The 12576-nt window shown below is 46.4% G+C and carries 12 protein-coding genes and 1 tRNA gene; 10 read left to right on the forward strand and 3 right to left on the reverse strand.

Going from position 1 to position 12576, the window contains the following annotated elements; genetic code table 11:
* Positions 1-30: 30 nt before the first annotated feature.
* Both H8K36_RS13890 and H8K36_RS13895 read right to left on the reverse strand, forming a co-directional pair.
* Positions 31-1161, reverse strand: a complete 1131-nt coding sequence (locus tag H8K36_RS13890; RefSeq protein WP_186917090.1) for a slipin family protein — start codon at positions 1159-1161, stop codon at positions 31-33.
* A gap of 269 nt (positions 1162-1430) precedes the next feature.
* Positions 1431-1500: transfer RNA gene (locus H8K36_RS13895), tRNA-Ile, on the reverse strand.
* A gap of 342 nt (positions 1501-1842) precedes the next feature.
* On the opposite strand from H8K36_RS13895, the gene rtcR reads away from it, so the two are divergent.
* Positions 1843-3441 (forward strand): RNA repair transcriptional activator RtcR, encoded by a 1599-nt coding sequence (rtcR, locus tag H8K36_RS13900; protein WP_186917091.1) that lies wholly within the window; start codon positions 1843-1845, stop codon positions 3439-3441.
* A 36-nt stretch (positions 3442-3477) separates the two neighbouring features.
* Here the strand turns inward: rtcR and H8K36_RS13905 are convergent, their stop codons facing one another.
* Complete coding sequence (locus H8K36_RS13905) at positions 3478-4263, reverse strand: substrate-binding periplasmic protein (RefSeq protein ID WP_186917092.1); 786 nt, start codon at positions 4261-4263, stop codon at positions 3478-3480.
* Positions 4264-4570: 307 nt separating this feature from the next.
* Here H8K36_RS13905 and H8K36_RS13910 point away from each other — a divergent pair, with 307 nt between their 5' ends.
* The 9 genes from H8K36_RS13910 to H8K36_RS13950 all read left to right on the forward strand — a co-directional run bounded on the left by H8K36_RS13910 (position 4571) and on the right by H8K36_RS13950 (position 12564).
* A complete protein-coding gene (locus H8K36_RS13910; RefSeq protein WP_186917093.1) occupies positions 4571-5380 on the forward strand; it encodes a lipase family protein in 810 nt (269 codons plus the stop codon).
* Positions 5381-5589: 209 nt separating this feature from the next.
* The gene (locus tag H8K36_RS13915) at positions 5590-6459 is read left to right on the forward strand and encodes a phosphate/phosphite/phosphonate ABC transporter substrate-binding protein (RefSeq protein ID WP_186917094.1); all 870 of its coding nucleotides are present in this window, start codon (positions 5590-5592) and stop codon (positions 6457-6459) included.
* Positions 6460-6462: 3 nt separating this feature from the next.
* Positions 6463-8343, forward strand: a complete 1881-nt coding sequence (locus H8K36_RS13920; RefSeq protein WP_186917095.1) for an ATP-binding protein — start codon at positions 6463-6465, stop codon at positions 8341-8343.
* Positions 8344-8372: 29 nt separating this feature from the next.
* Positions 8373-8768 (forward strand): VOC family protein, encoded by a 396-nt coding sequence (locus tag H8K36_RS13925; protein WP_186917096.1) that lies wholly within the window; start codon positions 8373-8375, stop codon positions 8766-8768.
* Positions 8769-8889: 121 nt separating this feature from the next.
* Positions 8890-9279 carry a hypothetical protein gene (locus tag H8K36_RS13930; protein ID WP_186917097.1) on the forward strand — a complete coding sequence of 130 codons (390 nt, stop codon included), beginning with the start codon at positions 8890-8892 and terminating at the stop codon, positions 9277-9279.
* A gap of 368 nt (positions 9280-9647) precedes the next feature.
* On the forward strand, positions 9648-10463 hold the full coding sequence (locus H8K36_RS13935; RefSeq protein WP_186917098.1) for an ABC transporter ATP-binding protein: 816 nt from the start codon (positions 9648-9650) through the stop codon (positions 10461-10463).
* Entirely contained in the window at positions 10460-11248 is a 789-nt protein-coding gene (gene mlaE / locus H8K36_RS13940) for a lipid asymmetry maintenance ABC transporter permease subunit MlaE (protein ID WP_186917099.1), read from the forward strand. Before H8K36_RS13935 ends, mlaE begins: the two co-directional genes overlap by 4 nt.
* Before the next feature lie 60 nt (positions 11249-11308).
* Positions 11309-11782 (forward strand): outer membrane lipid asymmetry maintenance protein MlaD, encoded by a 474-nt coding sequence (mlaD, locus tag H8K36_RS13945; protein ID WP_186917100.1) that lies wholly within the window; start codon positions 11309-11311, stop codon positions 11780-11782.
* Positions 11779-12564 carry an MlaA family lipoprotein gene (locus H8K36_RS13950; protein ID WP_230404640.1) on the forward strand — a complete coding sequence of 262 codons (786 nt, stop codon included), beginning with the start codon at positions 11779-11781 and terminating at the stop codon, positions 12562-12564. Before mlaD ends, H8K36_RS13950 begins: the two co-directional genes overlap by 4 nt.
* Positions 12565-12576 lie beyond the last annotated feature (12 nt).

The raw sequence follows: 12576 nt of genomic DNA on the forward strand, positions 1-12576 counted from the left end.
TTGGTTCTTCCAACCCTGTAAATTTCTTATCTACACCTTCAATTTCACTAAGCCATTCAAGACCTGATCTAAACCACCGAAGACAGATATCTTATCGATACGTTCGGCGATTTTTTCCAAAGTCTCTAACTCTTTCAAACGCAGCGCAGTTGGGTTGTTCTCCATGACGCGCGCAGTGTTCAGCATAGAGCGGGTGGCGTTGGTTTCTTCGCGTCGACGAATCACGTTCGCTTGTGCCGCTTTTTCTGCCTCTACCACTTGTGCCAACAAGACCTTCATGTCGCCTGGTAACACGATGTCTTTGACACCCACACTCAATACCTTCACACCAAAACCTTGCAGTTTTTCTTCCAGATGTTGGTTGACTACGGTATCGATGATTTGTTTGTTCTCCAAAAGTTCGTCAAGGCTACGGGTTCCAACTGCGGCACGCAAGGCGAATTGTAATTCGCGATAAATGTGTTCCGCAGGTTTAGCCAAACGGCTATAGGCCAATTTCACGTCTTCGAACAGCCAGTTGGCGTTAAGGTTAACTCGCAAGCTTACTTTATCGCTAGTCAAAATTTCTTGGCCTGATACTTCTAGTGCCTGTATTCGGGTATCAACGGTCTCTACTTGGATATCGCGGTTAAAACGCCAATAGGCGGTCTTTCCGGGCGCCAAGACTTCCACTAATTTACCGTCTACCTTTAAGAGTCCAAGGTGTGATTCTGGGATTTGTACAGACAATATATTTTGCAAGCCAGAAATCTCTTTGCCGCGCAAAGTCGGTTGCGCTAAATAGCCCAACAATTTTTTGGAGACTGCAAAGTTCGCAGAGATATCGATAGTCTGAAATTCTTGTTCTGCACCAAATTTCCAATACATTTTGCGTGTGCCTGGCGCCAAAATCTCCACCAAACTTTGATTTTCATAGCGTAGTACGACTGCTTCATCGGCAACGTCAACTACATAAAAATTCTCATTAACCACGTCAACTTCGTGACGGCGTAAGGATTCTGCGCAAGCATGTTGGAAGCGCACATTATCCATATCAAAAATCTGTGCCGAGTATTTCCCGAAAAGATCGAGAAAGCGATATTCGCCAGGCGCCAAAATGGCTTCAAAAGCCTTGTCCTTAAACAAGATGGCGCGTTCATTTTTTTGTACTTTGATTTTCATTTTTCTTTTTCCTTATTTTTCTATTTGCCATTTAAAAGCAGGGTGTTTTACTTAACGCGGCAATCAATGTTGTCTCAATTGTTGGTCAAGGGGGTGTCGAAAGTGCCGATACTTGCTTTCTCTGTATCGCTCACTTTTGACTTACCCCCAAGCCCGAGAACCAAGAGTTCAAGGATGGCGGTGCTGAGTAAAGAAGAAATCCTGCCAAAACTCTTTCTTCCCACCCTGTACTACATTTACTACTAACGAAACACTTGTTGAGAGTGTGTTGGAGCGGGAATCGAACCCGCGACAGATCGATTATTAGTCGATTGCTCTACCAGAATGAGCTATCCATTTTGGTGGCGATGTCGGGAATCGAACCCGATGCTCTTCACCAGAAACATCGCCAATACCTTCTTTTCCTTGCTGCGGCATACCTGAAACCTATCAAGTTTGGAGAAACTCCGCGTTGAGGCACAGGTACCAGTAGGGCTTGTTGAACCCTGATCTATTGCAAACAAGTTCTACAGAAGACACTTCCTCTATTGCGAATTGCGTGCCAGCTTTTCTGTTTTTCTATCTTTAGATCACTAACTATTTGATTTAATGAGATTTTTCTATTTTCTATTTGGTTTTGATTATTTTTGTGTTTTGACTCATACTTGTATTAGTTAGAAAAATAGCGTGTTATTTATAAAAATGGATAAGATTGTTTTTGGATTTCTCGGAACTACCCTTGATGCGGGCTTCAATGCTGCGCGCTGGGAGCGTTGGCGCCCGACGGTATCTCTATGTCAGCAAGAAGATGTGTTGATTCACAAGTTGGTCTTGTTTCATGGCGGTGGTAAAGGCGAGCTATTGAAATTGGTGGCCGCTGACATTCAACGTGTCTCGCCAGAGACGGTGGTTGAACCAGTGCTAATGCCGATCAAAGACCCTTGGGACTTTGTTGAGGTCTATTCGGCATTGCATGACTTCGTGCGACGCTATCCATTTGATACGCAAGCGCATGAGTACTTGGTGCACATCACCACAGGCACGCATGTGGCGCAGATTTGTTTGTTCTTGTTGACCGAAGCACGCTACTTCCCGGCTAAGTTATTGCAAACTTCGCCGCCACAACGTGGTGGCTATCCTGATACTGGGCAGGTGGCAGTCGTCGATTTGGATCTGTCTCAATACAATCAGTTGGCGGCGCGTTTCGAAGAGGAGAGACAAGAGGATTTGTCATTTCTGAAGTTTGGTATTGCCACCAAAAATGCGAAGTTCAACCGTACTATAGAAGAAATTGAGCAGGTCGCTTTGCGTTCGCAAACGCCCATTTTATTGACCGGGCCGACCGGCGCTGGGAAATCCTTCCTTGCTCGTCGCATCTATGAATTGAAGAAGTCGAAACATCAGTTGCAGGGAGATTTTATCGACGTTAATTGCGCCACCTTGCGTGGTGACGGGGCAATGTCAGCTTTGTTTGGCCACGTCAAAGGATCATTTACCGGCGCTTTACAAGCGCGTGCTGGCTATTTGAAAGCAGCCGACGATGGTTTGCTTTTTCTCGACGAAATCGGAGAGCTTGGTCTTGATGAGCAAGCGATGTTACTGAAGGCAATTGAGGAGAAACGCTTCTTCCCGATGGGGAGCGATAAAGAAGTCGCAAGCGATTTTCAACTGATTGCAGGTACCCACCGAGATCTCGCACAAGATGTACGCGCGGGGCGTTTTCGTGAAGATTTATTTGCCCGTATTAATACTTGGCTGTACACCTTGCCGGGATTAAAAGACAGGCGCGAAGATATTGAACCTAATCTCGATTTTGAGCTTGATCGCATAGCCAATCAACTGGGTAAGAAAGTACGCTTCAACTCGGATGCCAAGAAGGTCTATTTGCAATATGCGATGGATATGGGGACCGAATGGTCGGGTAATTTTCGCGACCTATCCGCGAGCTTACTGCGTATGGCGACATTGGCGGATGGTGGGCGTATCGATATGCCAAATGCTGAGAGAGAATTGCAACGCTTGCAGCATCGGCAGCGGCAATCCGATTCTGAACGTTCGGCGAAACAACAAGCACTCGATCATCCCGATTGGTTGGCCTTACAAGTAGAGTTAGATGCCTTTGATCAAGTTCAACTTGCCTACGTAGTACAGGTGTGTCGTGAAACGACCAGCTTGTCTGAAGCAGGGCGGCGCTTGTTTCAACGAAGTCGGCAAGAGAAAAAAATCTCGAATGATGCTGATCGTTTGCGCAAATACTTAGCTAAGTTTGATCTCAGCTTTAATCAGATACGGCAGTGGTAAAGAAATCGCTTCGCGCTTTTATCGTCATGCTTGAGCTCAGAGAGAAACCGGTTTGTAGTCGATCTTCCATTGTTCGTGTGTACGCTGTATGGTCTTGTCTTTGATCATGTTTTGAAACTCGGTTTGTAACTGATCAACCAGCGCTTTATCGCTCTTTTTGCTCAGGGCGATATACAGCGAAGTGTCTCGCGGTAAGTGCAAAACTCTTTCGATATCCTCAGGCTTTAGGCCGCAAGTATGTAGAAATATCTTTATTCCGTTGGGATCAAAGGGAACGAGATCGACACGTCCCGCTTTCAGTTTTCTGCAGTTAGACACATTGCTTGGCGCTGGGTCGATCTTGGCTTTGTGTTTGGCGAGTAGGGCACTCGTCGAACTACTAGCGATATCGCCAACGACGTAATTCTTGACATCATCAATGCTGTTGATTTGTACATCTGAGCGCGACTTCAATTTGAATAACCAAACTTCGCTGCTGGTAACAGGACCTATCCAATAGTAAGCATCTTCTCGTTCTGGGTTGCGGGCGACGCTAAAGACCAAAACATTTGGCGTTTCTTTGGCTGTTTGTAACGCTCGTGTCCATGGCTGCGCTTCCGTTTGTAAACTGTAGCCAGCTCGACCCGTGAGCGTTTTCGCGATGTCGTAGACCAATCCTTTGATCTGTTTTTTGAACTGGAAATTATAGGGGTAAGCGTCTTCGCTCGTGAAGGCTTTGAGGAAAGGCCTATCATTGGCACTTGCCTGCCCTGTAAAGCCGAGTCCGACGAACATAAGCAGAGCCGCACACAGAAAGCGATGCTGAGTGAAATTGCTTGGCATGGAGGCACCCGGTGAAATGGTCAGAGCATGAAAAGAGAAAGGCTTACGATTAAATCGAATTTTATGAGATTCGACTGCAACAAGCGAGTAGTTTGCTGTTTTCCGTTCAAATCTGAGTTTTGCTTGAAACGCAATCGATCTTGTTTAGTTTATAGTCCAAAATGAGGTTTTGTGTTTTCAACATTAAGACTTGCGTGCAGAACGGTGGCAGCTTTTTCGATGTTATAAATAATTCGTAAGTGCTCAGTTGAACCTGGTCGCACAGGCATCGAAATCTTAAAATGGCTCATAAAAACAGGAGGGCGACATGGTGCAACTATGGATGACTCAGGGATGGCGTGATTTGCTTTATCCCGGTCAAGCACAGGACTTTTTTCAACGACGACCAATGCTTGAATTGGATATACAGGCATCCGACTTTCATTTGGGGAACGCACTTTGTTGCGCCGAATTGAGTCGCTTGGTGTATCGATACGATGCAGAAGAAGTTGATCAAGTGCCTAGCCCTAGCCGAACCCAGTTTTTAGAAAATGCAGGCTTCCAACAACTTGCGTTTTTTCAAGACAAAGCGACCCACACACAGGCAATGCTGGTAAAGTCCTTGCGCCATGATTTAATCATTTTGGTGTTTAGGGGGACTGAGCAAGATGTGAGAGATTTTGTAACCGATATGGAGCTTGGCGGCTTGCCCTTGGGGCAGGGAACTGAATTTGTACATCGTGGATTTGCTCGTGCGTTCGATGCGGTTTGGCCATCGATAGCGGCAGTACTCGCTGATATTAACTCAACTGTGTGGGTGACGGGACACAGTTTAGGTGCTGCCTTGGCGACCTTGGCTTGTGCTCAAATTCCCAATTCAACCTGTTATACCTTTGGTTCACCCCGAGTGGGAAATCAAGCCTTCGTCAATCGATTGCGGCAGCGCCCTATTTTTCGTGTGGTTGATGAAGATGATCTGGTCTGTAAAGTGCCAATGGAAAGTTTGGGCTTTCGTCATGTGGGGCAAGAGCGTGTGCTCAAAGGCTCGCCATTTCAGATTTCTTGGGACGTGCTTCTCAATCCGGTCAAGGCTCTTGCAGACCATGCGCCAATCAACTATGTGTTGCGCCTAGCCTAGATGCACGAGATTGCTTACTTGTTAATTTTCGTCGATGTTCGCTGGATTTATATTGCTTGGCAGACGAAAAACAAACAGTCAAACCACGGTTTCCAGAGTTTTGAGCCTCCACGTGTTGTTCCTCGGCAATTCAGTTGTATGATGTGATCAGCTTTCAAAGGTAAAGTTGGCATTTCATCGACGAGTTTTCCGATACAAGGAGTGACAAGATGCGGCGTACAAACTTACGGCGAGTAATGACGGCGGTATGCCTACTTTTTACTCTACCTCTGGGTGAAGTGCTCGCACAGGGTTCTCTGAAACCGGCTGCTACGGCAACCAAGACCTACACTATTTCCGTCGTGCCGCAATACAATGTGGTGCAGTTGCATACAGAATGGGCGCCTCTAGTCGCTCGCATTTCGCGTGAATCTGGCATACCTCTGCAATTGGTGCTTGCTAAAACTATACCTCAATTTGAAAACACCGTTCTCGCAGGAGAACCTGATTTTGCCTTCATGAATCCTTATCATGCGGTGATGGCAAAACGCGCCCAGTCTTATATCCCCGTGTTGCGAGATGCGAAAGCGCTCAAAGGGATTCTTGTTGTACGCAATGATAGTGCGGTGAAAAACATCAAAGAACTCGATGGCAAACCGATAGGCTTTCCTGCACCAAACGCGTTTGGCGCGTCTCTATATATGCGTGCCTTATTGACTGCCGAACCCATCACGTTTCAATCACAATTTTTGACCACCCATGGCAACGTCTATCGTAGTGTTCTGAATGGCTCGGTAGCCGCGGGTGGCGGAGTAAATACAACCTTTAATGACGAACCTCCAGAAGTTAGGTCGCAACTACGTGTTTTGTATCAAACCCCAGAGTCTGCCTCACACCCACTGGTTGCTCATCCACGGGTACCAGCGGAAGTCGTCAAAGCTGTCACGGATGCATTTCTTCATTTGTCAAAAGACAGCGAGGGACAACGAATGCTCGCTGACATTCGAATACCGCAACCGGTCGCAGCAGATTATGCACGCGACTACTTGCCGTTAGAGAAATTGAAGATCGAGAAGTTTGTGATTCTCGAAAAGGAGTAAGGTATGCGCGCGCTCTTTGATGCCATTCATTTACGCCGTGTTTTACCTTATCGCATGGTGTCGCAGCTGATGTTTTTGGTTGGCGTTGCCGTTGCGCTGTCATCACTTATTGCCGGAAGCGTATTCACTTACGCATCGATTAAGCGCTCAAGGGAAGTCGCTGATGAGCAAGTGCTTTACCTCGGTAAAAGTATTTCTAGCATTTCGACCGGTCTCTTGATTAATCGAGATGTGGCTGGCCTCGAAGATTTGCTGCGAACCAATGCACGGCTACCTTACATTCAATCGATACTGATTGCTGACGTGAGTCATCGCCCTGTGACCAGTGTCATTAAACGCGATGGAAAGATCATGGCGTCATATGATATGACTCCCGTGATGCCGACGCGAATGGGTGAAGTACAAAGTATGAATGCGGAAACTGGCTCTGTCCGCCCTATGCTTTTTGGGCTCATTCAATTGCAGGAACAGTACGAAATTTGGCTACCAATCGAAGCAGGGACTCAGATCGGCGCCTTGCGTTTGCGTTACAGTATCGAAGAAGTAAACAGTGCCATTATGAGCCGATGGGCTTACTCACTTATGTTTGCTCTGGTGCTGACCTCTGCGGTACTACTTCTGCTGTACTTGTTGTTACGGGCGCCGATGCAAGCGCTCGCCAACATTACAGCGTTCGCGAGTTTGTCGGCGGTGAAGGCGAGTAGACAGATACCCGTTTACGCTGGGACCAAAGAAATATATGAGTTGTCGACTGCACTTAATCGTCTTTCGATCACCATACGATCACATGAGCAAAATCTTTCTGATCGCATGGCGCAAAATCAAACGATTCTTGATAATTTAGCTGATGGTATTTTAGTCCTCGATAGTGACGGCTCAATTCGATCTTGTAATGTTGCAGTGAGTCGAATTTTTGGTGGCGATTCTCGTGAGCTTTTGGGACAAAATATTGAGCGACTAATTCCTTCCGCTGCAGTAAATAATAAAGCAGATTTTCTCTATGAATTTGTCGAGCGTAGTCATTCCAAATTGAATGCGGTTGGCATGGAGATCGAAGCTTGTAGACTCAACGGAGAAAGATTCCCTGCCGACTTAGCTCTATCTAAAACGACTGACCATGGAGAGCCCATATTCATTGGCATCATTCGCGACATTTCAGAGCGTCGACGACTCGATCGTTTGAAGTCTGAATTTGTAGCGACCGTTAGTCATGAACTGCGGACACCACTCACTTCGATTCATGGTTCGCTAAAATTGGTTGAAAATGGTGTACTTGGAGAATTGCCGCCTGAGGCAAAAAAATTAGTCGGCCTAGCGCAAAAAAACAGTTCGCGATTAATCTTACTCATTAATGATTTGCTCGACATGGAAAAATTAGTGGCGGGTAAGATGCCTATCCAATTGGTCGACCTCGATTTAGTTAACGCTGTCAAACAATCTGTCGCTGACAATGCGGGCTATGCAAGTCAGTATCACGTGCAATATGCGTTTGCTAGCGGTTTGGAGAGCCTGCCTGTGCATGCGGATACTGCTCGATTAGCTCAAGTACTGGCGAATATCTTGTCGAATGCAGCGAAATTTTCGAATGGATCTCCCAAAGTCGACGTCCGAGTGAGCCGGAGTAATAGTGCTGCCTTGGTCGAAATCGAAGACTACGGGCAAGGCATTCCAATAGACTTTCAAAGTGAAATATTTAATGCGTTTGCGCAGGCCAATAATGGAAATACGCGCCAGCAGGGCGGGACGGGTCTTGGTTTGAAAATCAGCAAAGCACTGGTTCATGCTATGGGGGGGGAAATTGGATTCTCTACTCAAGAGGGCTTGGGAACTACTTTCTGGTTTACCTTGCCCTTAGCGTATGACGATACCGGCGCCGGAATCTAGGTGCTCGCACTTTTCACGAAAGGACATTTATGTATATTCCTCCAGGGTTCAATACGGTCACGCCGTATATTTTTGTGAACGATGCAATTCAATTTGTGGATTTCTTGGTGCGTGGCTTGGATGGATTCGAGGTTCATCGAACTTTGAGGAAGGACGGTTGCATTGCCAATGCCCAAATAGCAATTGGTACGTCCACTTTAATGGTCAGTGAGGCATCGAAAGAGTACCCAGCCATGCCTGGGTCATACTATTTATACGTGGAAAATGCAGACGAGAGTGTCGCTCGAGCCTTAAATTATGGGGCGACTTTAATTATGACGGTTGCCGATATGCCTTATGGCGATCGGCAAGGCGGAGTGCGCGATGCATTTGGCAATCTTTGGTGGATATCACAGCGCCTAGTCAAGGGTGGATATCAAAGTTAAGTTTTTTGATTCTTAGCATTTACTTGGGCATCGGTAATCTCTCGCGTTCACTACCGTGTTTGTCGAGCTCGTCCTATTAGTAGAATCCGCCCCATCTTAAACATATATTTTTAGGTGCGGTATGGAAGAGTTCCTGCTCGTGTTTTTTGAATTCTTGTTAGAAATCATTCTTGAGGTGGGCGTCAACTGGCCAGTAGCGGGAGTCGATCCGGCCAACCGGCGCGATGTCGATATCTCGCTCCTCTGGCAATGTCTGCTATACGCCTTGGTTGGTTGTGGGATCGCTGCCCTGAGTTTGTACTTCTTTCCGCACCCTTGGATTAAGAATCCGGTATTGCAACTCCTTAACTTGATTGTGGCACCATGTTTTGCTGCTTTCGTCGCCTATTGGTTCGCAAAGCGGCACGTGGGTGAAGTGATGTCAGCCTCACCAAGAGTTCGCGCTTGGAAATCGTACTGTCTCACGCTCGCTTTGGTACTGGTTCGTTATACCTTTGGGAAACATGTCTAGTCTTGCGCTAGCGCGTTTTACAATACACACTGGCCAAACGTGAACTTAAAGCAGAGTCAAAGACTCTGAGCTCACATAGATTCGTGTTGCAGGTAAAAACAGTCGATTTTCGCCCTGTTTTGGCTTTAGTTTTAGTGTCTTTATTTCAATTTTTATTGAAATTGCTGACTCAAGGTTCATTTATTTTTAAAATATTTTGCAGTGCAAAAATATTTAATTTCGCGAAAATGTCATTGTTTAAAATTAAATTCGTTTAATTTTGATTTTTTCGGTATTTTATTATTTGCTTACATTTTCGCTAGCATTGCCGCTCAACTCGTTTTCCCGATCTAGTTTACAATTTCACCTTTACTTTTCCAATTGCAGCCGTGCCCAATTTAGTCGAAATTCGTGATTTGCAGTTCTCCTATGGTGGTCGGACTATTTTGTCTGGTCTCAATATGGATTTCCCACGCGGTAAAGTGATCGCGGTGATGGGTGGCTCCGGCTCGGGTAAAACGACAATTTTGCGCTTGATCGGTGGACAGATTACACCGCAACTTGGGCATGTGGCAGTCGATGGGCAAACCGTACACGAGCTCAACACCGATGCGCTGTATGTTTTGCGTCGCAAGATGGGTATGCTTTTTCAGCATGGCGCCTTGTTCACTGATTTGAGCGTGTTTGAGAACGTCGCCTTTCCGTTGCGCGAACATAGCAATCTGCCCGAAGCGATGTTGCACGACTTGGTCCTGATGAAATTGAACGCGGTGGGTTTGCGTAATGCGGCAAAGTTAAAACCTTCTGAAATTTCAGGCGGTATGGCACGTCGCGTTGCATTGGCGCGCGCTGTGGCATTAGACCCGCAACTGATCATGTATGACGAACCATTTGCTGGTCTTGATCCAATCTCGATGGGCGTGACCGCGACTTTGATTCGCAATCTGAATAATGCGCTCGGTTCCACCAGTATTTTGGTATCGCACGATGTACATGAAACCTTTGTGATCGCCGATTACGTGTATTTCCTATCACAGGGAAAAATTGTGGCACAAGGGACGCCAAAAGAAATGTTGGAGTCGACAGACCCTTACGTCAAACAGTTTGTGCACGCGGAACATGATGGTCCAGTGCCTTTCCATTACCCTGGAAAATCTTTGGCTGACGATATGGGTTTACATGCCTTGCCGGGAGATAAATTATGATCGGCGGCGTCGTGAACCTTATAAGTCGACTTGGCCAAGCCACTCGTGAAACGGTCGAAGATGTTGGCCATGCTGCGCGTAGTTTTGTCAGTATCGTATTAAGTGCAACTGGCTTGTGGCGTCGTCCGCAGTTGATCGCAGATCAAGTTCACTTTATTGGTAATTACTCACTGGTGATCATTGCCATTTCGGGCTTGTTCGTCGGTTTTGTACTGGGCTATCAAGGTTACTACACCTTAAATAAATACGGTTCGGAAGAAGCGCTTGGCTTATTAGTCGCATTGTCTTTGGTGCGTGAATTGGGTCCAGTTGTCACGGCTTTGTTGTTTGCTGGCCGTGCTGGTACTTCATTGACGGCAGAGATTGGTTTGATGAAAGCAGGCGAGCAGTTAGCTGCGATGGAAATGATGGCAGTCAATCCCTTGCAACGTGTGATCGCACCGCGTTTTATTGGCGGCATTATCGCTATGCCGATTTTGACGCTGATTTTTAATGCCATGGGCATCATTGGTGGTTATTTGGTTGGCGTAGTCTTGATTGGTGTTGATAGTGGTTCTTTCTGGTCGCAAATGCAAGCTGGCGTCGACATCTGGAAAGATCTTGGCAACGGCATTATCAAGAGTATCGTATTCGGATTCGCGGCGACTTTCGTCGCGCTGTATCAAGGGTATGAAGCAACACCAACGCCAGAAGGCGTATCTCGTGCGACAACACGCACGGTGGTGATCTCGTCCTTATTAGTTTTGTGGCTGGACTTCCTATTAACAGCTTGGATGTTCCAGTAATTTAGATTGTTTGCTAGTGAATGGCGCGTTGCCATTGTTGACTGAGCGCAGAGGTAAAGTATGCAAAAGAAATCAATTGATGTTTGGGTAGGTTTGTTCGTTTTGTTAGGTGCCGCGGCATTGCTATTTTTAGCATTGAAGGCTGGCAATATGAGCAGTCTTTCCTTCGATAAAACTTACGACGTGATCACCAAGTTTGACAACATCGGTGGCTTAAAGCCAAACGCCGCGGTCAAGAGTGCGGGTGTAGTTGTTGGCCGCGTTGGTGAAATTCGATTTGATGATAAGAGCTTTCAAGCGACGGTCGTTTTGAAAATGGAAAAACGCTACAGCTTCCCTAAAGATACCTCTGCCAAGATCTTGACCGCAGGTCTTTTAGGTGAACAGTACATAGGCTTAGAAGCTGGTGGTGATGTAAATAATTTGGCGTCAGGTGACAGGATCAAGATGACGCAGTCTGCGGTAGTGCTGGAAAATCTGATTAGTCAGTTTTTGTTCAGTAAAGCTGCGGAAGGGAAGGACGAGAAAAAATGAGCTGGACTTCATCATTTAGTATGTTGAAAGGTTTGCGTGGCGTAAGTTTGCGCCTGAGTATCATCTTCGTATTAGCGCTTGGTATGAGTGCATGTACTACGGTGACGAAGGTCAAGACTAAGGCGCTAGCGACTTTGGAAAAAGTGAGTGAAACCACGGGCATTGGTAACAATCCAGATGATCCACTTGAGGGTTTTAATCGATCGATGTTTTCATTTAATGAAAGCGTAGATGCATCAGTGATTAAACCAGTGGCACAAGCGTATCAAACTGTGACACCGAACATCGTCAAAACGGCAGTCGGTAATTTCTTTAGTAACGCAGGTGACGTATGGACAGCGGTTAATAACGTGTTACAAGGGAACTTTGCCGATGGGGCAAATGATTTCATGCGATTCGCGATTAATACCACCGTCGGTATTGGTGGCTTAATTGACGTTGCGACTGCGGGCGGTATGCCTAAGCATCAAGCGGACTTTGGGCAAACTCTTGGTGTTTGGGGGGTGCCGGCAGGGCCATATGTGGTGCTGCCAATATTAGGCCCGTCGACGCTAAGGGACACTGTTGCTACCCCAATTGATTTTAAGGGGGACCTATTGTATTCCAGAGGCTCCGTTGCATTTAGGAATACGACCTCGGTCTTAAGAATCGTTGATAAGCGCGCGGCCGCACTCGATGCAGTGAATCTGATTGAGGAGGCAGCGTTAGATAAATATGTGTTTATTCGTGGTGCGTATTTGCAAAGACGTGAAAGTCAAATCCATAAAGACGATCAAGAGTAATCGCGTTTGCGA

It is taken from the genome of Affinundibacterium nitidum, from assembly GCF_014284155.1.
Classification (GTDB): Bacteria; Pseudomonadota; Gammaproteobacteria; order Burkholderiales; family Burkholderiaceae_D; genus Undibacterium; species Undibacterium nitidum.